Source organism: Pseudomonas sp. WC2 (assembly GCF_050586545.1).
Classification (GTDB): domain Bacteria; phylum Pseudomonadota; class Gammaproteobacteria; order Pseudomonadales; family Pseudomonadaceae; genus Aquipseudomonas.
On record NZ_JBOBDR010000019.1, the window covers coordinates 86,624 to 109,020 of the forward strand.

The following is a 22,397-nucleotide window of genomic DNA, read 5'->3' on the forward strand; positions in this document are numbered from 1 at the left end:
CGCCTGCGAAAAATTCAATCGACGTGAAAATTGCCCGGACGGACGGCACGGTCATCGTCCTGCGCGGGCGACTGCCTACCTTGTTCGTAGATTCGCTGCACTTGCGCGAATATCTCCGTGATTGGCCGGTGTGGCTGACGCTTTTGCAGTTGCCGCACCTGATCGCTCAGGCGCAGCAGTTCTTCGCTTGGCTTCGCCCACTGCTCGGGCGGCAACGGCTCCGACCACTCGCGCATGACCTCGGGCAGCGCCTGTTTGCCGATCTTTTCGAGGCGGCGCACTTCCCATTCGACGAGGCGGTTGGGAATCGTCCACAAGGTCATGACGTGATAGAGGTACCAGAAAAAGCCCGACAGCCTCGTTCGCGTGCCTTCGCGGATTTGCTGGTGCATGCGCGCGCGGGCGTTGCGGAAGGTGTGCAGGCCTTCGTGGGGTGGGTCGTCGGGGCCTTGCAGGTCTTGCAGGACCTGGATGGATTTCAGGTCGTTGACTTCGTATTCCATATAGCCGCGAATGGCCTCCCAATGGCTGATCGCGAGCGGCAAACCTGCGCAGGGGAATTCGAGGCTGGTGAGGATTTCGCCGTGGTAGAAACCGATGCCCATACCGTATTGGCGATGGATGCCGTATTGGGTCGCGCCTTGGGCTTCGATGATCCAGGCGGAGAGCGATTCCCACGGGACGAAGATGGGTTCGGTGGCGCCTGCGAGCATGAAACAGACTTCGCGGCGTTGGCGGTTGAAGCGGGTCGGGATGATGTGGGCGCGTTTTTTGTGGTTGTGGTGCCAGACTCCTAAGCAGATCACAAGAATCAGAAAACCAGTTTGCAATGCGAGCACGTTAGTTTCCTCGAAGATCTCGTCTACGTAGACCCAACTGGTTTCCCAACCATCACCAAACATCAGCCCAAGAAAACCGCCTATCAATGGAAAGAGAAAGGCCACTGAAAAAGAAAGACTGAATGAGCCACCCAAAATTACTTGCCATGAAAAGACTTGGGGTGATCCCAATCCAAAATCCATATACACATCATCCAGCTTACCGATATGCGGGCCGTACGGTGGCATTGGTGTTGGCAATGGCAGCGGCGCGAGATAAGTAACCTTTCCACTTTGAAATGTCTCCGTGTCTCCGGCTTTTCGAGGTTGATCAATCTGCGAGCTAACTAATGGCTTATTCGGCATGATCGGCTAGCTCCAGATACTGGGTTTCAACGAGCAATACCGGTGGTTTCTCTTTAACCAACTCCGGCGCAACCACTGAAAAATGACCATCCCCCCTAGGATCTAAATGGATTACGCGGGTCCGCGACGCCCACTCGCCTTTGGCGTTCACGCTCTGAATACAGACTGCCAGTTCCAGCGTTTCTTTCGCTGGAGTGAATTCAAAGCTCGGGTCCACCGGGTACTGAAGGCAGAGGACCAATCCCTTCGTCGTAGACTCAACAATCCTCACGCTGCTGACGACCTCATCGCTGATGACATCCTTGCGTTCACGCAGCGTCCCTCGACTATGCAAAGGAACGGAAACAAGGTGCGCACCGAGGCCTAACCGATATTTCGATTTGCCGCCAAGAGGAGGTAGGAGATCGCTCAGCGTCAGTCTTGGCAGCACCAGATGGATATCGCTGGGCTTGGCTTTGAACAGCACGTTTTTCAGCCAGGAATCATGGGAGTTTGGACCAAGTTGGGCGTAAGGCGCATGGATCAAAAATGCCAGATAACTCTGATAGTCATCCAACGAGTGATCGCCGCGCATCTCGGCATCCCGACTCCAAGGTGTAATTTTCAGCCATTTATCGTGAGCACTGAGGTTGTAGCGGTTGTATAGCCAAGTACCACTGAGTTCCAAAACGGTGAATAACGCACCCGCCAGATTAAAGCGGAAAAATACGCTAGAAAGACGTGTGCCGGCCGCGGCCCAAGCGGCTGTACGTGCAGCCTGATTTGGAGCAGTCAATACAGTGAAAGTGGCGTGAACGGTATGACTCAGCCCGTAAGCGTTAACCGTTACCATACCGCCAGCACCTAATGTGGTTAGCGCGGCGGCATCCTGCGCCGATTGATTTCCACTGCGAATCGCCTGCTGCCAATTTTGTTGCTGTTTTTTTAAGCTGACCGCTGAAGACACCAAACCAAAGCTATAAGTGAAGAAGCCTAATCCAATATGCAGTTTGCCCATTTGCACATGTACATTCTGCAAGGCCTGGGGTTGAAAGCCTGCTACAAGCAACGTACTACGCGCCTTCAACGCGGTATCCGCAAGGCTCTGCGCAGCGGTAAATCCAGCGGCCCCCGTCGCGGCTACCGCTTCGGCAAATGGTTTCCACACCCGCTCATTTCTGGCCTGCCTACGCACTTCACGGAATACCCCCACCAAATTCACCACCTGCACCAAAACCACCACCAACCCCATCCCCTCCGTCTTCACCAGACTCCCCGCCGACACCCCACTCACCCCCATCCGAATATTCCCCAACAAACTCCTCAACTCACCCTGCTGCGCCGGCGGAAACACCACCGTCACCCCGGCCCGCGCGGGCGTGGCGCCGTACAGTCCAGCCGAGCGATCCGGTAATTCCTCAATCGGGCTCAATGCCGCAGCCAAGCGTCCTTCAAACACGTTCAATTGCGCCCGCACCCGCACGATTTCTTCCTGCAACTCCACCGCCCGCGGCGTTTTGTGGCCCGGCCGGTTTTTGTTATGGGTGATCTGGTTGCGTTCACGGTTGAGGGTCTTCAGGTATTCGCGTTCCCGCAGCAGTTCCTTGATCGCCGCTTGCAGTGCGGATTGTTCCGCCGGGCTGGCGACTGTGAAGGTCACGCCGCTGGTTTTTGCGGCGTCGAACAGACGTAGACGCAAGGCTTTGGGCAGGCGCTGGAACAGTTCTTCCAGCTCGGGGATTTTTTCGCCTGAGAGGTCGAAACCTTCCAGTGCGCGGTTCAGACCGAGGTTCAGCGCCGGGCTGTAGGTGTCCTGCACCGCGTCGGCGATGGCACGGGTGGGTTCGGGTAAATCGTCCAGGGCCGGCAGGTGCGGCTGTTCAATGCTCTTCAGTTTCGCCAGCCAGTCCGGCAGGTTGTTGAACATCGCCATGCCGGCGTTGAACAGCGGCGAATACTGCCCCGCCTGCTGGGTTTGCAGACGCAGTGGCAAGGTGTAGAACACGGTTCGGGTCAGCTCCGGGTGTTGCTCCAGATAACCGAGCATTTTCTCGCTTGCTTCGTCGCTGCGGCACAGATCCTTGAGGCAGGCGTATTCGGCGCTGAAGGCCTGGGGGAGTTGTGCTGAGACTTGCGCGTCGTAATACCACGCGGAACGATGAAAATGACCGGCGACCAGCAATTGCGTGCGGTCGGCGGTGATGCGCTCGAGCAGACGGTTCCAGCGGCCGAGGTTGTCGCGATGACGGTTCAACACCTCGTCCATCGCCGGGCGGTCGATCAGGTCGTTGATGCCGCGTTTACCGCTGAGGATCGGGCCGTCAAGCACGTCGCGCATGCGCCGGTCCTGATCCTTGCCGAGTTGCACCAGCGCCGAAAGATGCCGCTCGACGAAGTCATCCGGGGCGACTTCAACAAAATACGCGCGCGTGTAAAAACGCCGGTCGGCTTCGGCGGTGACGCGAGCGTGGGCGCTGAAATCCGGGGCGACGCCGTCAAAATGGTTCAGCGCCAGCGATTCATCAAGCGCTTTTTCGCGCAGCGCCTGAAGTTCAGCTGATGCAGCGTCGGAGGCAGGCTCAACCTTGCCGCCCTGGTTTAAATATTCAACAAGCGCCTTGCGCGTATTTTCCCGATCCGGCTCGGGCAACTGCTCCAGCTCGGCATAAAAAGCCTTGGCTCGCGGATCTTCACTGGCCTTGGCCAGACTCTCAAAATCCTCGGCACCGAGTTGGCTCAGGGACTCGATGTAGCTGGCCAGCAGATAATCGCGCTCGTTGTTGTCGGTGTTGCTCCACTCAGCGACCCAGCCGACCAAGACATCCTGATACTCGGCCAGATCGCGCATCACCCCCAAATCATCATTGACCAGCAAAAACAGCGTGTCGTCCTGATAAGGCCCGCGCACCCGACCGAGGAATTCACCGATGTGCGCCGCACGAAACCGTTGCGGGTTTTCCCACAGATAAGGTTCGCGCTCGTGCTCGGGGGCATCGCTGACCTGCACCGCCGGCATCCGTGTCGCGTCGAGATCGGCTAAAAGCTCAGTCCCGACCACCACTTCTGCCAGCCAGCGTTTAGTCTGCTCGACGGTGAGCAAATCCTTGCCGCCCACCACGCAGTTCACTGGCCCGAGATCGACCGCCTGCATGAAATGCTCGCGCTCCTCAGTGCTGTCGAGCACCTGACGGCATTTGGCCGCGCTCAGTTGCACCTCGGCAAAGTTCACGTACAGAGTGCTTTTACGGGAGAAAATCAGCGCCGGTCGTTCCTCGATAACGGCGCGCTGATCTTCGGTAACGGTTTTGCCCTGGTGCAGCAATGCCGTGATGATCCCGTCGAGCACGCGGTACTCGTACAACTCGCCGTTCAAGCTGTCGATGATGTACAGCCAGCCGTCGCGCAACCGGCGAATGCCCATTGGCCGTGCGGTCAGGGCATACGGCAATTGCAATTCGGCAGCCGGGTCGTGGGGTCTTTCTACCAAGCCATAGGCGAGCGGCAGCAACTGCACATGCGTTTGCCGCAATGGGCAGAAGTCGAGAGAGCCGAAGGTTTTTTTGGAGGCTGCGGCGGCATCAAGGATGGCGGGATGGGTTTTGAACATGCACAGTTCCCAGTCTCTTTTTGAGACCGGGAACTGTGCATGTATCGAAAATTTACCGCAGTCAGACGTTGCTGGATATTGCGTAGGACGCGATCGGTCAGGACGAGGCCTACACCATGGAACTCAAAATCCTACAGAGATTACTTCGGATACCACCCAGCGAAGCCCAACGTGGACTGTCATGCCGATCCCTTGGCCTGCTGCTCCAGATGCACCTGCAGATCCGGATCGATCTGCAACGCGGCCGCCAGTTCATCGAGGTAGCGGCGTTCGGCGTCTTGCTGGTCGTCCACCAGCATCACGCTGGCCAGGTACATTTCGGCGGCGACGGCCGGATCGCCTTGGGCCGACTGGGCGACTTCGGCGGGGTCCAGCGGCTTGGCCACCTCGGCATCGAGCCATTGCTGCAATTGCGGATCATCGGTGTGCTTGCCGATCTCGCTGCTGATCAGGTGTTTCTCGGCTTCATCGATGCGCCCGTCTGCCTTGGCCGCAGCGATCAGGGCGCGCAGCACGGCGTGGCTGTGCTCTTCGACTTCGGGGCCGGCGAGCAGGTTGGCGGTTTGCGGTATCTGCTGCGGCGCCGCGCTGGCCTGACTGCGTTGCCAGGCTTGATAGGCTTGGTACGCCATCATCCCCAGCGACGCGAGCGCTGCGTAATTGCTCCCGCCGGAACGGCTTTGCGTGCCGCCGCCCAATGCGCCGCCGAGGTCGCCGCCCGCGCCACCGCCCAGCAAACCTCCCAGCAGCCCGCCTAACCCGCCAAGCCCGCCAGCAGAGCCACCGCCAGCGCGGCCGACATTCGAACCGCCGCCCCCGAGCAGACCGCCGAGCAAGCCACCGAGTCCACCCAGACCGCCACCGGCCGAGGCGCTGCTTTGTTGTCCCGCCGAGGCTTGGCCTCTTAACAGTTGTTCAAGCAAATCAGTGGTGTTCATAGCGTCATCCTCAAGGCTGGCAGTGACTGCGTCTGGCAACTCTAGACCCCTGCGGCCATAGCGCCAGCACCGTTTGGCTGACACCCTCAACCTTGCGCTGACCGGCCCGCGATTTTTTCCATGGGCCAGCTAAGATTCAAGGGTGGTGAACCTTATCCCGGCCAGACCGGTCGATAGCTGCAACCCCGACCCGGTTTGCCGGCGCCCTTGTGCCCAAGGGTAATACCCGGCTTGCTTCACTTTCTGGAGAACGCCCCCGTGATATCGACCGTACACATCGCCAGGCTCAAAGCATGGGGCGCCCATGGTTTTACCGCGACCGGCGTGGTCACCGCCTTCCTGGCCACCCTCGCCCTGCTGGAAAACCAACCGACCCACTGCCTGATGTGGCTGGGCGTGGCGCTGATTGTCGACGGCCTCGACGGCGCCTTGGCGCGCAAGGTCAACGTGCAATCGGTGCTGCCGAGTTTCGACGGCTCGATCCTTGATCTGGTGATCGATTACCTGACGTACGTATTCATTCCGGCCCTGTTTATCTATCGCTACATTCCGCTGCCGGATTACACCCTGCTGCTCACCGTGTCGACGATCCTGGTGTCGTCGCTATTCTGTTTCTGCAACGTCAACATGAAGAGCAAGGACAACTACTTCGTCGGCTTCCCGGCGGCGTGGAATGTGGTGGCGCTGTGTCTGTATATCATCGGCCCAGGGCCGTGGATCACCTTCCTGACCGTGATCGGCCTGGCACTGCTGACGGTGACGCGGATGAAATTCCTGCACCCGTTCCGCGTGCGCCGGTTCATGCCGATCAACATTGCGGTGACGGCGATCTGGCTGCTGTGCAGTTTGTCGCTGGTGCTCAATCACCCGGTGATCAATCCGCTGGTGATGGGCCTGTGGCTGCTGATGTCGGCTTACTTTCTGGGGATCTGCATCTGGCGCACAGCGCTGGAGTGGTTTGATCGCTAGCTGAGCCACTGTGGGAGCGAGCTTGCTCGCGAGGAAGGAGTCTCAGGCGACATTTTCGTCGAATGACACACCGCATTCGCGAGCAAGCTCGCTCCCACATTTGATCTCCAGCAATGACGGAGCCGCGCCGTCATCAGCGTTTGCTGATCACCACCTCCAAATACTCACTCGGCACCACCAGCGATCCCTCCCCCGCCCGATTCATCCGATTGAGCAAATCCGTCAGATCACGCTCCAGCGCCTGCCCGACTTCCGGTGACAACACTGCGAAAGCCTTGTGCACCGGGCCGTACCAGTGGCGGAAAATATCGATGAAATGCGCGGCCGAGCGATAGCGAAAATTGAACTCGCGCCGGGTCACTCGCACGAGAAATTCGCGGTCATCGAAATGCTTGTGCAGCCAGGCGTCCGAACCCCAGTTCGAGGGCGGCTGTGCCCCCGCCGGCGGGGGCAAGTGCTGGCCGAGAGTCTTGAACATCTGCCCGACGAACCCTTCCGGGGTCCAGTTGGCCAGACCGATACGACCGCCACGACGACAGACCCGTCCCAGTTCGCCAGCGGCTTTGACCTGATCCGGCGCGAACATCACGCCGAAGGTCGACAGTACCGCGTCGTAACTTTCATCGGCGAACGGCAAGGCTTCGGCGTCGGCGACCTGAAAAATCACGTCCAGATGTTCGGCCCGCGCCCGGTCCTGCCCGCGTTCCAGCAGCGCCGCGACGTAATCGGTAGACGTTACCCGACAGCCCCGCCGCGCGGCCGCCAGCGACGCGTTTCCATTACCGGCGGCGACATCCAGCACTTCCTCATCGCAACGTAAATCGCAGGCTTCAGCGAGGGTTTCACCGACGATTTGCAACGTGGTGCCGATCACAGCGTAATCGCCGCTGGCCCAAGCGACTTTCTGGCGTTCTTTCAAGGCAGTGAGGTCAATCGGCGTACTCATGCAAGCGCACTCCGCTACAGAGGGGGAAGCTGTCCTATGACAACCTCGCGTTCTTGATGTGACAGAGTCGACTGTGGCCCTGCTCGCCCACTATCGCGCCGAGGCCACCCGGCGTCCTTGCCAATCGTCCGGCAAGCCCGCAAAAAACTGGCTTTGCCGATGAGCGGCAGGAATCTGTAAAGCCGCTGCAACACCCGCTGGATTGCCAGCGCGGGTGGAATGGTTTCTGATGCTCGCTCACGTATCGACGGGCTCGACTGATGTCACTGCAACTGGATTGGCTTGCCGCACACTTGCACCATAGCGATCGCTATGCCGAATGGATTCACCAACAGTTTCACTACGAATACGCGCATCAGCCGTTGGCCGAGTGGCAACGCGAATTTGCCGCCGGGCAAAGCAATGGTGACTGGCCGTGCCTGATCGCCATGGACGGTGAACGGCTGGTCGGTGGCGCAGCGCTGGCCCGCGATGATCTATCCCATCGGCCCGACCTCGGCCCTTGGCTGGCGTGCGTGTTCGTCAGCCCCGAGGCGCGTGGCCAAGGCCTAGCAGAACAGCTGATCGAAAGAATCTGTCAGGAAGCCAAAAGCCGCGGCTTTGCCCGTTTGTATCTGCATACCCAGAGCAAACAGGACTATTACGCCAAACGCGGCTGGCAGGTGTTGGAACGCTTTCGCGCTTGGGACAACGAGCAATGGCTCATGGTCCGCGACCTCTGAGCCATTGCTTGTTCATTCAGGCGGCTGGAGCTTTGGCCTCGTCCAGCAATTGCCGGATCATTTGCTCCTGAGCCTCATAGCGTCCTTCGCCAAAGTGGCTATAGCGCACTTGACCTTGGGCGTCGATCAGGTAATGCGCCGGCCAGTATTGGTTATCGAAGTGGCGCCAGATCGCGTAGTCGTTGTCGATGGCCACCGGGTAGGTGATGCCGAGTTTTCTCACCTGATCCTTGACGTTGTCGATGATGCGCTCGTAACCGTATTCGGGCGTGTGTACGCCGATCACCACCAGGCCGTCCTTCTGGTACTTTTTCGCCCAGTCCTTGACGTAGGGCAAGGTGTGTTGGCAGTTGATGCAGTCGTAGGTCCAGAAGTCCACCAGCACCACTTTGCCACGCAGCGACTCTGCGCTCAGTTCTGGTGAGTTGAGCCATTGCACAGCTCCCGCCAATGAAGGCATCACGCCTTGGGCTTCGTCCTTCAATGAGTCGGCGCGGACTTTGCTGACAAGGTAGTCGACCACTTTCGGCGCGTTTTCCAGAACGTTTTTCTCGACGCTGGCAACGCCTTCGGAGGACGTGCTCGCCAGCAGGGTTTTATCCGCGCCGGTCGCAATCACCGCGACGGTGGCGAGCACCGCGACACCCATACCCCGGCGCAACCAACCGGTGAAGGGGATCGAGGGTTTCAGCCGGTTGACCAGACCGCGCCCGGCAAAAATCAATGTCCCCAGCGACAGCGCACTGCCCGCGCCATAAGCCAGCAACAACAGACTGGTCTGCGCGTTGGCACCTTGCACAATGGCGCCAGTCAGAATCACCCCGAGAATCGGCCCGGCGCACGGTGCCCACAGCAGGCCGGTGGCCACGCCAAGCATGATCGAGCCCAGCGGCCCGGCGCGTTGGCGGGTGTCCTGATCGAGGCGGTTGCCCAGCGCTACAAAAGGCCGGGTCAGCCAATCGCCAACGCGTGCCGACATCAGCGACAAGGCAAACAGTGCCATGACGATCAAGGCAATGTGGCGGCCAGTGTTGCTGGCCTGAATCACCCACTCGCTGCTGACCACGGCCAGACTGGAAATCAGCGCAAACGTCAGCGCCATGCCGCCCAGCGTCAGCAGGATGGCGGAACGTGTGCGGTTGGCGCCAGCGAACAGAAACGGCACCACTGGCAGGATGCAGGGACTGAGGACGGTCAGCAGACCGCCCAGAAATGCGATGAGATACATAGGGATCACCTTCAAATGTGGACAGAAGTCGGATGCCCATTTGAGGCTCGGGAGGTATCGTGCCTGTGTCAGCGAAGATCATATTCAGCTGGTTTTTGCATCTGTGTGTATCCGCTATTCGCCCAGATACACTGCAATACAAAGGCAGGCAGGCGTGTGGTTAACGGCGCTATAGACTGCACGGCACTCCCCTTCTGACAGAGGCTTGAACCGATGGAACATGTCGATCACATTCTCATCGTCGACGACGACCGCGAGATCCGCGAGCTGGTCGGCAATTACCTGAAGAAAAACGGCCTGCGCACCACGGTGGTCGCCGATGGCCGGCAGATGCGCAGTTTTCTCGATGCCAACACCGTCGACCTGATCGTGCTCGACATCATGATGCCCGGCGACGATGGCCTGCAGCTGTGTCGCGAATTGCGCGTGGGCAAACACAAGGCCACGCCGGTGCTGATGCTCACCGCGCGCAATGATGAAACCGACCGCATCATCGGTCTGGAAATGGGCGCTGACGATTACCTGACCAAGCCCTTTGCCGCCCGTGAATTGCTCGCGCGGATCAACGCCGTGCTGCGCCGTACACGCATGTTGCCGCCCAACCTGGTGGTCACCGAGGCCGGTCGGTTGCTGGCCTTCGGTCGCTGGCAACTGGACACTTCAGCACGTCATCTGCTCGACAGCGACGGCACTTTGGTTGCGCTCAGCGGCGCCGAATATCGCCTGCTGCGGGTATTTCTCGATCATCCGCAGCGGGTGCTCAGTCGCGATCAATTGCTCAATCTGACCCAGGGCCGCGAGGCTGATCTGTTCGACCGGTCGATTGATCTGCTGGTCAGCCGCTTGCGCCAGCGCTTGCTCGACGATGCCCGCGAACCGGCCTGCATCAAGACCGTACGCAGCGAAGGCTACGTGTTTTCGCTGCCGGTGGAGATCATTGAGGCGTCGGCATGAGCTTCAGGTTGCAGTGGCCGCGAACGCTGGCATCACGCTTGTCGCTGATTTTTCTGATCGGGCTGATCCTCGCCCAGGCGCTGTCGTTCGGCGCGCAGTATTACGAGCGTTACCAAAGCGCCAGAAACACCATGCTTGGCACCCTCGAAACCGATGTTTCGACGTCCATCGCGATCCTCGATCGCTTGCCCGCCGTCGAGCGTCCCGACTGGCTCAAGCGTCTGGCCCGAACCAATTACGGCTATCTGCTGAACGAGGGTGACACCGGCACACCGATCAACCTCAGCGATGCACCGGTGACGGTGACCTCGATCAATGATGCGCTCGGCGACCGTTACTCGCTGACCTTCAGCGACATTCCCGGGCCAAAGCGACACTTTCAGGGGCATCTGCGCTTGAGCGACGGCAGCCCGGTGACCATCGACGTGCGCCCGGCGATGGCACCGCTGTCACCGTGGTTGCCCGTGGTGCTGCTTGGGCAATTGGCGCTGTTGATCGCCTGCACCTGGCTGGCCGTGCGCATCGCCCTGCGTCCGCTGAGCCGTCTCGCCAACGCCGTGGAAACCCTCGATCCCAACGCCCATCCGATCCATCTCGACGAGCAAGGCCCGCGCGAAGTGGCCTACGCGGCGCGGGCGTTCAATGCGATGCAGGCGCGCATTGCCGCGTACCTGAAGGAACGCATGCAGTTGCTGGCGGCGATTTCCCACGACCTGCAAACGCCGATCACGCGGATGAAACTGCGCGCGGAATTCATGGATGAATCGGCGGAGAAGGACAAACTGTGCAATGACCTCGGCGAGATCGAGCATCTGGTGCGCGAGGGCGTGGCTTATGCGCGCAGCATCCACGGGGCCACCGAGGAGAGTCGGCGCATCGACATGGATGCATTTCTCGACAGCCTGGTGTTTGACTATCAGGACATGGACAAGAACGTGCTGCTCAGCGGTAAAAGCCGCGCCGTGATCCATACCCGTCCGCAGGCCTTGCGTCGGGTGCTGGTGAACCTGACCGACAACGCCTTGAAGTTCGCTGGCGCCGCGCATCTTGAGGTTGAAGCCCACGATGCCAGCCTGTCCGTAAAAGTCATGGATCGCGGCCCGGGCATTGCCGAAGAAGAGTTAGCCCGCGTCATCGAACCGTTTTACCGCGTGGAAAACTCGCGCAACCGCAGTACCGGCGGAACCGGACTGGGCCTGGCAATCGCCCAGCAACTGGCCTTGGCCCTTGGCGGCTCGCTGACCCTCAGCAACCGCGAAGGTGGCGGGTTGTGTGCTGAACTCAAGTTGCCCCTTCATTTCTGAATCACAACAATTTCCCTGTGGGAGCGAGCCTGTCGCGAAGGCGTCCCGGCAGCAACATTCGCTTCACTGACACACCGGTTTCGCGAGCAGGCTCGCTCCCACAGGGGAGAGTGTTAAAGCCTGCAGCCCGCCAGAGTCGGGCTAAACTCAGTCATTACCCAGTCGAGGGGGACGCAGGACTCCTGCTGTGCCCTGCCCATATCCGTGACCACCGCCGGTGGCGCCTGCCTCGACCCTCAACGCCGCCGGACGGTGATCCTGTTTCAGGAGCACACGTGATGGATGAGGCCCGACTCAACGAATTCATGGGCAAACTGGTCAACGACATGGGCGGCGCGGCGATGCTGGCCAATGTCATCGTCGGCGAAGAACTCGGACTCTATCGAGCCATGGCCGACAGCCAACCGATCAGCCCCGAAGCCCTCGCCGCGAAAACCACCTGCAACCCCCGTTTGGTCCGCGAATGGCTCAGCGCCCATGCGGCGTCCGGCTACATGGAACACCGCGACGGCGAGTTCCGCTTGCCCGAGGAACAGGCCCTCGCGCTGGCCGTGGAAGATTCCCCGGTCTACGTCGCTGGTGGTCTTGGGGTGGTGGCATCGTTTTTCCACGACAAGGACAAACTGGTCAAAGCCATGCGCGGCAACGGCGCCCTGCCCTGGGGCGATCACCATCCATGCATGTTCACTGGCACCGAACGGTTTTTCCGCCCCGGTTACAAAGGTCACCTGATCGCCGAATGGCTGCCGGCGCTGGACGGCGTCGTTGCAAAACTGGAAGCCGGGGCCAAGGTTGCCGACGTCGGCTGCGGCCATGGTGCGTCAACGGTGATCATGGCTCAGGCGTTTCCCAGATCGAGCTTCATCGGCTTCGATTACCACGCGCCGTCGATCACCGTGGCGACCCAGCGCGCCGAAGAAGGTGGCGTTAACAAACGGGCGACATTCTTTCAGGGCACGGCGAAAAACTATCCCGGCGATGACTACGATCTGATCTGCTATTTCGACTGTCTGCACGACATGGGTGACCCGGTCGGCGCCGCGCGGCATGCCTACGACTCGCTGAAGGATGACGGCACAGTGTTGCTGGTCGAACCGTTCGCCAACGACACGCTCGACGACAACATCAACCCGGTGGGACGGTTGTTTTACGCGGCATCGACGTTTATTTGCACGCCGAACTCGCTGTCTCAGGAAGTCGGCCTCGGCCTCGGTGCGCAGGCCGGTGAGTTGCGCCTGCGCAAAGTGTTCACGGAAGCGGGCTTCAAACACTTTCGCCGCGCCACGCAAACGCCGTTCAACCTGATTCTGGAGGCGCGCAAGTAACGGCCGCGGGCCGCGTGCTAACCTGCTGGCTCCGACCCTTGCGGAGCGCCGACCATGCTCGACAGCCCGACCCGCGCACACCTCGACACCCTGCATCAGGCGATGGCCAATGGCGATTTTCTGGTACTGACCGGCGCTGGCATCAGCACGCCCTCAGGCATCCCGGATTACCGCGACAGCGACGGTGTCCGCCGTGGTCGGCAGCCGATGATGTATCAGGAATTCCTCGCGGCTCCAGAGTCGCGCCGTCGTTACTGGGCGCGGGCCATGCTCGGCTGGCCGCGGGTGCGTCAGGCGCAACCGAACGCGGCGCACGAGGCGCTGGCCAGTTTGCAGAACCATGGGCTGATCAGCCATTTGATCACGCAAAACGTCGACACCCTCCACGACCAGGCCGGCAGCCAAGACGTGATCGAATTGCACGGCAGCCTGCATCGGGTGCTGTGTCTGGATTGCGGTCAGCGCAGTGAGCGCGATGCGATCCAGCGCCTGATGGAGCAGCACAATCCGTATCTGGCCGGGGTCGACGCGGTGCAGGCACCGGATGGCGATACCCTCCTCGACCCGGCCTTCGAGGCACGCTTTCAGGTGCCGCACTGCCCGTATTGCGCGGGCGAGCGGATGAAACCCGATGTGGTGTTTTTCGGTGAGAACGTCGCACCACCGACTGCCGCCCGGGCTATGCACGCGGCGGCGAACGCCGCTGGGATGCTAGTAGTGGGGTCATCGTTGATGGCGTATTCGGCGTTTCGTTTGTGCCGGGTGATCGCGGATCGTGGCAAGCCGTTGATCGCGATCAACCTCGGCAAGACGCGGGCGGATGACTTGCTGGATTTGAAGATTGAAGCGTCCTGCGAGCAATTGCTGCCCTTGCTGACACAACGCCTTCAATCCTGAACACACCTCTACCCCGTGGGAGCGAGCCTGCTCGCGAAGGCGGTTTATCTGCAACGAAGATGTCCCGTTGGCAGAACGCTTTCGCGAGCAGCCTCGCTCCCACAGGCGATTGTGTTGAGGTCAGGGAGACAGTCGAGCCGCAAGGTTTTCCTGCTGGAGAATATCGAACAACGCCTGCGCCGCCGCCGACAGTTCATTGCCAGGTTCAGTCAGCACGCCAATCGCCCGCTCCACCGAATCGCTCAAGGTCAGGCAATGGGCGCCCAACTCCTGCATCTGCTCGGCACACAGCGCCGGCACGGCGCTGACCCCCAAGCCACTGGCAACCATCTTGCCCACCGTTGCCAGTTGATGACTTTCAAACTCCACGGCTAATTTCATCCCGCGCGCCTGCAAGTGTTCCTCAAGCATGACCCGCACCGTCGACGGACGCTGCAAGGTAATGAAGGGCTCGCGCAGCAACGTCAGCCAGTCGATCTCGTTGCGCACTGCCAGCGGTGAATCCTTGGGCACCACCGCGACGAAGCGATCCACGTACAACGGCGTAAATGTCATCGAGGTGCTTTGCATCGGCTCGAACGCCACACCCAATTCCACCTGACGGTCGCGGACCATCTCCAGCACTTGTTCGTTGATCACGTCGTTGACCGTGACGCTGACGTTCGGATAGCGCGCGCGAAAGGACTTGAGGATCGGCGGCAGCAGATTACCCGCAAACGACGGCATCGCCGCCAGCGTCACGCGCCCCCGTTGCAGGCTGAAGCGCTGGCGCATTTCATCTTCGGCGTTGTCCCAGTCAGCAATCAGGCGTCGGGCCAGCGGCAACAGCGATTCGCCTTCCGGGGTCAGTGCGACGTTGCGCGTGTTGCGGCTGAACAGGCGCCCGCCCAAGCCCTCCTCCAACGCCTTGATCGTTAAGCTAAGCGCCGACTGCGACAGGTGCAGCCGCTCGCAGGCCACGGCGAAGCTCAAGCTTTGCGCGACGGCGAGAAAAGCACGAATCTGTTTGATGGTCATGGTCGCTTCGCTCCAGTTGTAAGCTACAAGCGTTAAGCGGCAAGCCTGATGATCGTTCCCACGCTCTGCGTGGGAATGCAGCCCGTGACGCTCCGCGTCACTGGACGCGGAGCGTCCCTAGAGGCATTACCACGCGGAGCGTGGGAACGATCAACACGCCATAACGCAACTATTGAGTTTTATCTATCAATCAACCTTAAAAATCAACTTAACAAATATATTCTTCAGCGCGACACTCCAACCATTCGGCTAGCCAGCCGCCCGCAAATAATAAAAGAGGTGCATATGGCAGGTTTCGACAAGCGCGTGAATTCCTACGAGGAAGCCCTGGCCGGGCTTGAGGACGGCATGACCGTTATCGCCGGCGGCTTCGGTCTGTGTGGCATTCCGGAAAACCTGATCGCCGAGATCAAGCGCAAAGGCACCCGCGACCTCACCGTCGTCTCCAACAACTGCGGCGTCGATGGCTTTGGCCTTGGCGTGCTGCTCACCGATCGTCAGATCAGCAAAGTCATCGCCTCCTACGTCGGCGAAAACAAGCTGTTCGAAGAGCAACTGCTCAAGGGCGACATTGAAGTCATCCTGACCCCGCAAGGCACTCTCGCCGAGAAAATGCGCGCGGGCGGCGCCGGCATTCCGGCCTTCTTCACCGCCACCGGAGTCGGCACTCCCGTCGCCGAAGGCAAGGAAGTGCGTGAGTTCAAGGGTCGCAAGTACCTGATGGAAGAATCCATCACCGGTGACTTCGCGATCGTCAAAGGCTGGAAAGCCGACCACTTCGGCAACGTCATCTACCGCCACACCGCACAGAACTTCAACCCGTTGGCCGCCACGGCCGGCAAGATCACCGTGGTTGAAGTCGAAGAAATCGTCGAACCCGGCGAACTCGACCCCTCGCAGATCCACACCCCGGGCATCTACGTCGATCGGGTCATTTGCGGCACGTTCGAAAAACGCATCGAACAGCGCACCATCCGCAAATAATTCAGGCTGACGGAGAATAAAAACATGGCACTTTCCCGCGAACAAATGGCTCAGCGCGTCGCCCGCGAAATGCAGGACGGCTTTTACGTGAACCTCGGCATCGGCATTCCGACCCTGGTCGCCAACTACATTCCCGAAGGCATGGAAGTCATGCTGCAATCGGAAAACGGCCTGCTCGGCATGGGCCCGTTTCCGACTGAAGAAACCATAGACGCCGACATGATCAACGCCGGCAAACAGACTGTGACCGCGCGCATCGGCGCGTCGATTTTCAACTCCGCCGAATCCTTCGCGATGATTCGTGGCGGCCACGTCGACCTGACCGTGCTTGGCGCGTTCGAAGTCGACGTCGAAGGCAACATCGCGTCGTGGATGATCCCTGGCAAACTGGTCAAGGGCATGGGCGGCGCGATGGATTTGGTGGCGGGCGCCGACAACATCATCGTCATCATGACCCACGCCTCCAAGGACGGTGAGTCCAAGCTGCTGTCCAAATGCAGCCTGCCACTGACCGGCGCCGGCTGCATCAAGCGCGTACTGACCGACCTCGCCTATCTGGAAATCGAAAATGGCGCTTTTGTCCTCAAGGAACGCGCACCTGGCGTCAGCGTTGAGGAAATCGTCGCCAAAACCGCTGGTAAACTGATCGTCCCGGATCACGTACCGGAAATGCAGTTCGCTGCCCAGTGAGGAATTCGAAAATGCAAGACGTCGTAATTGTTGCCGCCACGCGTACCGCGATCGGCAGTTTCCAGGGCTCTCTGGCCAGCGTGTCCGCCGTCGATCTGGGCGCAGCGGTGATCCGCCAGTTACTCGAACAAACCGGCCTGGACGGTGCGCAAGTCGATGAAGTGATCATGGGCCAAGTGTTGACCGCCGGCGCTGGCCAGAACCCGGCGCGGCAGTCGGCAATCAAGGCCGGCCTCCCCCACGCGGTTCCAGCGCTGACCCTGAACAAGGTCTGTGGTTCGGGCCTCAAAGCCCTGCACCTCGGCGCGCAAGCGATCCGTTGCGGCGACGCTGACGTGATCATCGCCGGCGGCCAGGAAAACATGAGCCTGTCCAACTACGTAATGCCGGGCGCCCGCACTGGGCTGCGCATGGGTCACGCGCAAATCGTCGACACCATGATCAGCGATGGTCTGTGGGATGCGTTCAACGATTACCACATGGGCATCACTGCCGAGAACCTCGTCGACAAATACCAGATCAGCCGCGAACAGCAAGACGCCTTCGCCGCCGCCTCGCAGCAGAAAGCCGCCGCCGCGATTGAAGCAGGCCGCTTTGTCGATGAGATCACCCCGATCCTGATCCCGCAGCGCAAAGGCGATCCGGTGGCGTTCAAGGTTGACGAGCAGCCACGCGGCGACACCACCGCCGAATCGCTGGCGAAACTGCGTCCGGCGTTCAAAAAGGACGGCAGCGTCACCGCTGGCAATGCTTCGTCCCTGAACGATGGCGCCGCCGCTGTGATTCTGATGAGCGCGGAAAAAGCCAAAGCCCTGGGCCTGCCGGTGCTGGCAAAAATCGCCGCTTACGCCAATGCGGGCGTTGACCCGGCGATCATGGGCATCGGCCCGGTTTCGGCGACTCGTCGCTGCCTCGACAAGGCCGGCTGGAACATCGACCAGCTCGACCTGATCGAAGCCAACGAAGCCTTCGCCGCGCAATCGCTGGCAGTGGCCAAGGATCTGCAATGGGATCTGACCAAGGTCAACGTCAACGGCGGCGCCATCGCCCTGGGCCACCCGATCGGCGCATCGGGCTGCCGCGTGCTGGTCACGCTGCTGCATGAAATGATCAAGCGTGATGCGAAAAAAGGTCTGGCGACACTGTGCATCGGCGGCGGTCAGGGTGTGGCGCTGGCGCTCGAACGCGCCTAAACAAGCGTTCACGGCAGGCGGCGGATCCACGACATCCGCTGATTGCTGGCAACAAAAAACCCGGTGCGACTTGCGTTGCACCGGGTGTTTTTTTGTCTGGATTTTATAGGCTGGTCTTGAAGGCCCCTTCGCGAGCAAGCTCGCGAAAGGGCCAGTCCATCCAGCACAAATTTTTCAGTCAGCCAGCCAATTGCAAAATCAACCAGGCATTCGCCCCACTGATCACCACAAACAACCCCCACGCCAACACCCGCGTCGGCCAGCGATTCACAAACGGCCCCATCAGCTTGTGGTCATTGGTCATGCGAATCAGCGGATACAGCGCAAACGGCAACTGCAAACTCAACACCACCTGACTCATCACCAGCAATTTGCCCACCGCGTTATCGCCCATCAACCACACGCCGATAAACGCCGGAATCAGCGCCAGCCCGCGCGTAATCAAGCGCCGCTGCCAACATGGAATCCGCAAGTTCAGATAGCCCTCCATGATGACTTGCCCGGCAATGGTCCCGGTGAACGTTGAGCTCTGCCCCGACGCGAGCAACGCCACGCCGAACAACACACTGGCCAACGCGCCGCCGACCAATGGATCGAGCAAGTGATAGGCGTCCTGAATGTCGACCACGTCGGTGTGTCCGGACTGATGAAACGCCGCTGCCGCGAGAATCAGGATCGCCGCGTTGACCAGCAACGCCAGCGCCAGCGAACCGATGGTGTCGATGCGCGCCAGTTTCACCGCGTCCTGCTTGCTCGCCAGATCCTTGCCGATCATCCGCGTCTGCACGATCGAGGTGTGCAGATAGAGGTTATGCGGCATCACCGTCGCACCCAGTATGCCGATGGCCAGGTACAACGGCGCGGCATCGCTGATCGCCGACAGCGAGGGTTTGAAACCGCTGAACACGTCCGGCCAATAAGGTTTGATCAGCACCAACTCAACGAAGAAGCACACGCCGATGGTCGCGACCAGCACCAGCATGATCGCTTCGAGACGGCGAAACCCGCGATTCTGCAGCGCCAGCACCAGCAGCGTGTCGAACGCCGTCAGGGCGATGCCGAAGGTCAGCGAACAACCAAGCAGCAAGTGAAACGCCAGCGCACAACCGAGCACTTCCGCAAGGTCGGTGGCGATGATCGAAATCTCCGCCAGCACCCACTGCAGGCGCGCAGTCGGCGTGCTGTAGCGCTCGCGGGACAACTGCGCCAGATCGCGCCCCGTGGCGATGCCCAGCCGCGAACACAAACACTGCACGACCATGCCGGCCAGACTGGCCAGCAACACCACGAACAACAGGCTGTAGCCAAAACGCGATCCGGCCTCGATGGCAGTCGCCCAGTTGCCCGGATCCATGTAGCCGATCGACACCAGCAAACCGGGGCCGGCGAATCGCAACACGCGTTTGAAGAACGGGGCACTCGGATCAACCGCGACACTGCCGGCCACTTCCGGCGGACAAAACGGCGCGGTGGCGATTTTGGGCAAACTGAATTTCACGCACACATCCAGAAACAAGTCGGAAAGACGCAGCTTAGAGGTTTCAGCCAGAGCGTTGAAGAGCAAAAAAATCTATCGACCCACACCCAACAATTGCTCACGCAACTCGGGACTGCGCGTACGCGGATCCAGCCAGATATCGAAAAACGCCCGGGCAAACTGCGGATCATCGATCTCGTGCTGCAACTGCTGCCCGACAAAAAACCGGGCGCCCTGCCCCGGCAGATACACCCCGGTGATGCGCGTCCCGGCCTGGACATCGACGAACGATTGCTGCATCTGAGTCTGCCAACCCGCCAGTTGCGCGGGGCTGACCGTGGCGCCGCGCAAGCGCTTGATTTCGTCGACGCTGGCCTCGACCAGATCTTCGCGGGAGATGCTGCGGCGGTAGATGAGTTCCAGCGCGAACGGCTGATCCTGGGCCAACGGGCGGGCGGCGCTCCATAACCGCGCGTTGTACACATCAAAGCCAAACACGCTGAAATCGCCGGCGCCGATGATCTGCGCGCCGGGCACCGCGTCCTGCCAACTGGCCCAGGTCGGTGTCAGCAGCAGCGCCCACAGGCCAATGCCGCAACAGCCTCGCAACACTTTTGGCGCTCTGTTCATGGCGATATCGACTCCGGCAAGCCCTGATAGTCAGAGCATAGCCGGCTATCGCGGCAAGCACTTTGTATACAATATTTGCACGCATCCGCAGCAATCGACGGTCGACAGTGCTAACGTGGCCGTCACCACTCGACGGAGACCTGTGCGTGCTGATCCTCAAATTGCTGTTGATTCCCGGTTTTCTGCTGCTGATTTCCCTCGCGGGCAAACGCTGGGGGCCGAGCGTGGCAGGGTGGCTGTCGGGCTTGCCGGTGGTGGTCGGGCCGATTCTGTTTTTCCTCGCGATCGAACAGGGGCCGGCGTTTGCCGCACAGTCGGCAGTGGCGGCGTTGTCAGCGATGTTCGCGATGATTGCCTTCTGCATCACCTATGCGCAGGTCGCGCAGCGAGCGAACTGGCCGTGGGCGTTGACGATCTCCATGGCGGTGTGGGCGGCGCTGGCGCTGGTGCTGTCGTTGATTCCGCCGTCATTGCCGTTCTCGGTCGCGGCTGCAGCGATTGCTCTGCTGTCCTCGCCGTACCTGTTTCCCAAGGTGCAACCGGTGCTCAACGGCCCGGCACCGAAGTCGGACAAACTGATCTGGCGAATGATCGCCGGTGCCGCGCTGACGCTGATGGTAACGATGCTCGCCAGTACCGTCGGCGAACGCTGGAGCGGTCTGCTCGCGGTGTTCCCGGTGCTCGGCAGCGTGATGGCGGTGTTTTCTCAACAGACCCGTGGCCCGGCATTTACTGCCGTACTGTTACGGGCCACCGCGACGGGGATGTATTCGTTTTCGGCGTTCTGCCTGGTCTCGGCATTGACCCTGCCGACCATGGGACTCAGCGGATTTGCAGTGGGCGTCGCCGTTTCAGTGGCCATGCTCGGGGTGACCCGCCAGTTGCTGGCCCGTCCGGTGGCGAAACAGCCGCAAGCCCACTGACCCTGACGAACCGCGCTGGAGTGATCGCGCGCTGCATGGGATGATCGCCCGCCTAGCGCGTCCACCCTTTTGGAGATTCGAATGTCATTGTTGAGCAAGAAAGCCGTCATCGTGTTGCTGGCGGCCGTCGCCGGTTTCGGTGCCATCAACGCTCAGGCTGCCAAGGCCAAGGAAAAAGCCACCAACGAGCAAGTCTCGCTGCTCGGCGGCAAGTTCACATTCGCGCTGCCTAAAGGCTTTGTGGCTAATCCATTGCCAGCCAGCCCGGGTGGCGCCACCGGCACGATGTACACCAACGAGGCCACGAAAACCGTGGTCATCGCCGCCGAAAACCAGATCCCTCAAGGCCAGCACGTCAAGGATAACGACGGTGAATTCCTCGACGGCAGCGTCTCGAGTTTTATCGAAGACCAAGGCAAAGCCTTGCCGGACTTCAACAAGCTCACTGAGAAAAGTCTGACCCAGAAAGGCACCGGCCTTGGCCTGCGTCAGGTCGACAGCACCGCCACCCAGGGCGGCGGCCAGACGCTCAACACCACGTTGATGGCCGGCTCCGGAACGAAAATGGCGCTGGTTCAGGTGATCTCCCGCGCCAGCGACAAGAAGGGTCACGATGCCTTGGTGAAAACCATCCTCAAGGATTGAGCTGCTGCAACCAGCCATTCAAATCCCGCAGTTCGGCTGCACTGATGCTGTGGCCGACGCCGGGATAGGCATGGAATCGCGGCTGGTAATCGAGCTTTTCCAGCAATGCCTTGGCTTCGGTGCCGTCCTTATACGGCACGCGATCATCGGCGGTGCCGTGGCCAATGAAGATGTTCAGCGGCAGCGGTTGCTGTTCAGCCTTGAGCTGACCTTTCAACACCGGCAATAAACGCCCGCTCAACGCCGCGATGCCGCCAACGGCCACCGGCGGTCGCAGTCCCACCTCGTAGGTCATCATCGCGCCCTGGCTGAAGCCGATCAGGTACACCTTGTCCGGGCTGGCGTGATATTTCTGCGCGGCTTGGGCGATAAATTCGCGCAGCTTCTGGCCACTGACCTTCAGATCATCGGTCTCGCCGTTGTAGGCACCTTCGCCCTTTTTGCGAAACCATTGGTAGCGTCCTTCGCCCAACGCCAACGGTGCCTGCACCGAAAGGTAGTTGTACTGCGCCGGCAGCTGAAATTTCATACCGATCAGATCGGCTTCGTTGCTGCCGTAGCCGTGCAGGAAAATCACCAGCGGACGCGGCCCGGCGTCGGGGTGAACCTGTTCGATGTACTTGAGTGGCAGATCGGATTGCAGTGTGGTTTGCGCGTGGACGGCCGTGGACGCCAAGAGGGTCAACAGGGCAAAGACCTTCAACATAGAGCCTTCCTTTTCAGAGGGTCGGGTTCAGTGGGAGCCTAACACTCTGGGCCAAGGATCCAAATTCAGTGGTGATGTT

The 22,397-nt window shown here is 60.4% G+C and carries 20 protein-coding genes; 11 read left to right on the forward strand and 9 right to left on the reverse strand.

Annotated features, from left to right (window positions below; all coding sequences use genetic code 11):
• Window positions 1–14: 14 nt before the first annotated feature.
• From ACQ4OE_RS21725 to ACQ4OE_RS21735, 3 genes are all read right to left on the reverse strand, one after another.
• A complete protein-coding gene (locus ACQ4OE_RS21725) occupies window positions 15–1,184 on the reverse strand; it encodes a hypothetical protein (protein ID WP_430947868.1) in 1,170 nt (389 codons plus the stop codon).
• A complete protein-coding gene (locus ACQ4OE_RS21730) occupies window positions 1,174–4,770 on the reverse strand; it encodes a toxin VasX (RefSeq protein ID WP_430947869.1) in 3,597 nt (1,198 codons plus the stop codon). Before ACQ4OE_RS21730 ends, ACQ4OE_RS21725 begins: the two co-directional genes overlap by 11 nt.
• 179 nt (window positions 4,771–4,949) lie before the next feature.
• Window positions 4,950–5,708, reverse strand: a complete 759-nt coding sequence (locus tag ACQ4OE_RS21735; RefSeq protein ID WP_430947870.1) for a tellurite resistance TerB family protein — start codon at window positions 5,706–5,708, stop codon at window positions 4,950–4,952.
• Between the two features lie 258 nt (window positions 5,709–5,966).
• Here ACQ4OE_RS21735 and pcsA point away from each other — a divergent pair, with 258 nt between their 5' ends.
• Window positions 5,967–6,677: a phosphatidylcholine synthase gene (gene pcsA / locus ACQ4OE_RS21740; RefSeq protein ID WP_430947871.1), complete on the forward strand. Its 711-nt coding sequence runs from the start codon at window positions 5,967–5,969 to the stop codon at window positions 6,675–6,677.
• A gap of 133 nt (window positions 6,678–6,810) precedes the next feature.
• Here pcsA and ACQ4OE_RS21745 read toward each other — a convergent pair whose 3' ends face one another.
• Window positions 6,811–7,623 (reverse strand): class I SAM-dependent methyltransferase, encoded by an 813-nt coding sequence (locus tag ACQ4OE_RS21745; RefSeq protein ID WP_430947872.1) that lies wholly within the window; start codon window positions 7,621–7,623, stop codon window positions 6,811–6,813.
• 260 nt (window positions 7,624–7,883) lie between these two features.
• Between ACQ4OE_RS21745 and ACQ4OE_RS21750 the strand changes: the two genes are divergently transcribed.
• Window positions 7,884–8,345: a GNAT family N-acetyltransferase gene (locus ACQ4OE_RS21750; RefSeq protein ID WP_430947873.1), complete on the forward strand. Its 462-nt coding sequence runs from the start codon at window positions 7,884–7,886 to the stop codon at window positions 8,343–8,345.
• 16 nt (window positions 8,346–8,361) lie between these two features.
• Here the strand turns inward: ACQ4OE_RS21750 and ACQ4OE_RS21755 are convergent, their stop codons facing one another.
• Entirely contained in the window at window positions 8,362–9,573 is a 1,212-nt protein-coding gene (locus ACQ4OE_RS21755) for a cytochrome c biogenesis protein DipZ (protein ID WP_430947874.1), read from the reverse strand.
• Between the two features lie 213 nt (window positions 9,574–9,786).
• On the opposite strand from ACQ4OE_RS21755, the gene ACQ4OE_RS21760 reads away from it, so the two are divergent.
• The 4 genes from ACQ4OE_RS21760 to ACQ4OE_RS21775 all read left to right on the forward strand — a co-directional run bounded on the left by ACQ4OE_RS21760 (window position 9,787) and on the right by ACQ4OE_RS21775 (window position 14,053).
• Window positions 9,787–10,527: a response regulator gene (locus tag ACQ4OE_RS21760; protein ID WP_430947875.1), complete on the forward strand. Its 741-nt coding sequence runs from the start codon at window positions 9,787–9,789 to the stop codon at window positions 10,525–10,527.
• The gene (locus tag ACQ4OE_RS21765; RefSeq protein ID WP_430947876.1) at window positions 10,524–11,831 is read left to right on the forward strand and encodes an ATP-binding protein; all 1,308 of its coding nucleotides are present in this window, start codon (window positions 10,524–10,526) and stop codon (window positions 11,829–11,831) included. Before ACQ4OE_RS21760 ends, ACQ4OE_RS21765 begins: the two co-directional genes overlap by 4 nt.
• 278 nt (window positions 11,832–12,109) lie before the next feature.
• Window positions 12,110–13,156 carry a class I SAM-dependent methyltransferase gene (locus tag ACQ4OE_RS21770; RefSeq protein ID WP_430947877.1) on the forward strand — a complete coding sequence of 349 codons (1,047 nt, stop codon included), beginning with the start codon at window positions 12,110–12,112 and terminating at the stop codon, window positions 13,154–13,156.
• Window positions 13,157–13,210: 54 nt separating this feature from the next.
• Window positions 13,211–14,053: an NAD-dependent protein deacetylase gene (locus tag ACQ4OE_RS21775; protein ID WP_430947878.1), complete on the forward strand. Its 843-nt coding sequence runs from the start codon at window positions 13,211–13,213 to the stop codon at window positions 14,051–14,053.
• 120 nt (window positions 14,054–14,173) lie between these two features.
• On the opposite strand, the gene ACQ4OE_RS21780 is transcribed toward ACQ4OE_RS21775, so the two are convergent.
• Window positions 14,174–15,070 (reverse strand): LysR family transcriptional regulator, encoded by an 897-nt coding sequence (locus tag ACQ4OE_RS21780; protein WP_430947879.1) that lies wholly within the window; start codon window positions 15,068–15,070, stop codon window positions 14,174–14,176.
• Window positions 15,071–15,355: 285 nt separating this feature from the next.
• Here ACQ4OE_RS21780 and ACQ4OE_RS21785 point away from each other — a divergent pair, with 285 nt between their 5' ends.
• Genes ACQ4OE_RS21785 through ACQ4OE_RS21795 form a run of 3 tightly spaced genes read left to right on the forward strand, consistent with a single transcriptional unit; the run spans window position 15,356 to window position 17,937 of the window.
• A complete protein-coding gene (locus tag ACQ4OE_RS21785; RefSeq protein ID WP_122594423.1) occupies window positions 15,356–16,054 on the forward strand; it encodes a CoA transferase subunit A in 699 nt (232 codons plus the stop codon).
• A 24-nt stretch (window positions 16,055–16,078) separates the two neighbouring features.
• Window positions 16,079–16,744 carry a CoA transferase subunit B gene (locus tag ACQ4OE_RS21790; protein ID WP_122594424.1) on the forward strand — a complete coding sequence of 222 codons (666 nt, stop codon included), beginning with the start codon at window positions 16,079–16,081 and terminating at the stop codon, window positions 16,742–16,744.
• 11 nt (window positions 16,745–16,755) lie between these two features.
• The gene (locus tag ACQ4OE_RS21795; protein WP_430947880.1) at window positions 16,756–17,937 is read left to right on the forward strand and encodes an acetyl-CoA C-acetyltransferase; all 1,182 of its coding nucleotides are present in this window, start codon (window positions 16,756–16,758) and stop codon (window positions 17,935–17,937) included.
• A gap of 178 nt (window positions 17,938–18,115) precedes the next feature.
• Here ACQ4OE_RS21795 and ACQ4OE_RS21800 read toward each other — a convergent pair whose 3' ends face one another.
• Together ACQ4OE_RS21800 and ACQ4OE_RS21805 are read right to left on the reverse strand one after the other, a co-directional pair.
• Complete coding sequence (locus tag ACQ4OE_RS21800) at window positions 18,116–19,435, reverse strand: Nramp family divalent metal transporter (protein WP_122594455.1); 1,320 nt, start codon at window positions 19,433–19,435, stop codon at window positions 18,116–18,118.
• 72 nt (window positions 19,436–19,507) lie between these two features.
• Window positions 19,508–20,044: a chalcone isomerase family protein gene (locus tag ACQ4OE_RS21805; protein ID WP_430947881.1), complete on the reverse strand. Its 537-nt coding sequence runs from the start codon at window positions 20,042–20,044 to the stop codon at window positions 19,508–19,510.
• A gap of 146 nt (window positions 20,045–20,190) precedes the next feature.
• Between ACQ4OE_RS21805 and ACQ4OE_RS21810 the strand changes: the two genes are divergently transcribed.
• Together ACQ4OE_RS21810 and ACQ4OE_RS21815 are read left to right on the forward strand one after the other, a co-directional pair.
• Entirely contained in the window at window positions 20,191–20,967 is a 777-nt protein-coding gene (locus ACQ4OE_RS21810) for a hypothetical protein (RefSeq protein WP_430947882.1), read from the forward strand.
• An 81-nt stretch (window positions 20,968–21,048) separates the two neighbouring features.
• Window positions 21,049–21,612 (forward strand): hypothetical protein, encoded by a 564-nt coding sequence (locus tag ACQ4OE_RS21815; protein ID WP_430947883.1) that lies wholly within the window; start codon window positions 21,049–21,051, stop codon window positions 21,610–21,612.
• On the opposite strand, the gene ACQ4OE_RS21820 is transcribed toward ACQ4OE_RS21815, so the two are convergent.
• The gene (locus ACQ4OE_RS21820; protein ID WP_430947884.1) at window positions 21,602–22,318 is read right to left on the reverse strand and encodes an alpha/beta hydrolase; all 717 of its coding nucleotides are present in this window, start codon (window positions 22,316–22,318) and stop codon (window positions 21,602–21,604) included. The two genes, ACQ4OE_RS21815 and ACQ4OE_RS21820, sit on opposite strands and share 11 nt — an antisense overlap.
• Window positions 22,319–22,397: the final 79 nt, after the last annotated feature.

Excerpts from the sequence above, each read along its gene's own strand:
- ACQ4OE_RS21790 (WP_122594424.1), top strand. The coding sequence starts at position 16,079 with ATGGCACTTTCCCGCGAACAAATGGCTCAGCGCGTCGCCCGCGAAATG.
- ACQ4OE_RS21760 (WP_430947875.1), top strand. The coding sequence starts at position 9,787 with ATGGAACATGTCGATCACATTCTCATCGTCGACGACGACCGCGAGATC.
- ACQ4OE_RS21725 (WP_430947868.1), bottom strand. The coding sequence starts at position 1,184 with ATGCCGAATAAGCCATTAGTTAGCTCGCAGATTGATCAACCTCGAAAA.
- ACQ4OE_RS21780 (WP_430947879.1), bottom strand. The coding sequence starts at position 15,070 with ATGACCATCAAACAGATTCGTGCTTTTCTCGCCGTCGCGCAAAGCTTG.
- ACQ4OE_RS21750 (WP_430947873.1), top strand. The coding sequence starts at position 7,884 with ATGTCACTGCAACTGGATTGGCTTGCCGCACACTTGCACCATAGCGAT.
- ACQ4OE_RS21815 (WP_430947883.1), top strand. The coding sequence starts at position 21,049 with ATGTCATTGTTGAGCAAGAAAGCCGTCATCGTGTTGCTGGCGGCCGTC.
- ACQ4OE_RS21730 (WP_430947869.1), bottom strand. The coding sequence starts at position 4,770 with ATGTTCAAAACCCATCCCGCCATCCTTGATGCCGCCGCAGCCTCCAAA.
- ACQ4OE_RS21785 (WP_122594423.1), top strand. The coding sequence starts at position 15,356 with ATGGCAGGTTTCGACAAGCGCGTGAATTCCTACGAGGAAGCCCTGGCC.
- ACQ4OE_RS21820 (WP_430947884.1), bottom strand. The coding sequence starts at position 22,318 with ATGTTGAAGGTCTTTGCCCTGTTGACCCTCTTGGCGTCCACGGCCGTC.
- ACQ4OE_RS21765 (WP_430947876.1), top strand. The coding sequence starts at position 10,524 with ATGAGCTTCAGGTTGCAGTGGCCGCGAACGCTGGCATCACGCTTGTCG.
- ACQ4OE_RS21775 (WP_430947878.1), top strand. The coding sequence starts at position 13,211 with ATGCTCGACAGCCCGACCCGCGCACACCTCGACACCCTGCATCAGGCG.
- ACQ4OE_RS21745 (WP_430947872.1), bottom strand. The coding sequence starts at position 7,623 with ATGAGTACGCCGATTGACCTCACTGCCTTGAAAGAACGCCAGAAAGTC.
- ACQ4OE_RS21735 (WP_430947870.1), bottom strand. The coding sequence starts at position 5,708 with ATGAACACCACTGATTTGCTTGAACAACTGTTAAGAGGCCAAGCCTCG.
- ACQ4OE_RS21770 (WP_430947877.1), top strand. The coding sequence starts at position 12,110 with ATGGATGAGGCCCGACTCAACGAATTCATGGGCAAACTGGTCAACGAC.
- ACQ4OE_RS21795 (WP_430947880.1), top strand. The coding sequence starts at position 16,756 with ATGCAAGACGTCGTAATTGTTGCCGCCACGCGTACCGCGATCGGCAGT.
- ACQ4OE_RS21805 (WP_430947881.1), bottom strand. The coding sequence starts at position 20,044 with ATGAACAGAGCGCCAAAAGTGTTGCGAGGCTGTTGCGGCATTGGCCTG.
- ACQ4OE_RS21755 (WP_430947874.1), bottom strand. The coding sequence starts at position 9,573 with ATGTATCTCATCGCATTTCTGGGCGGTCTGCTGACCGTCCTCAGTCCC.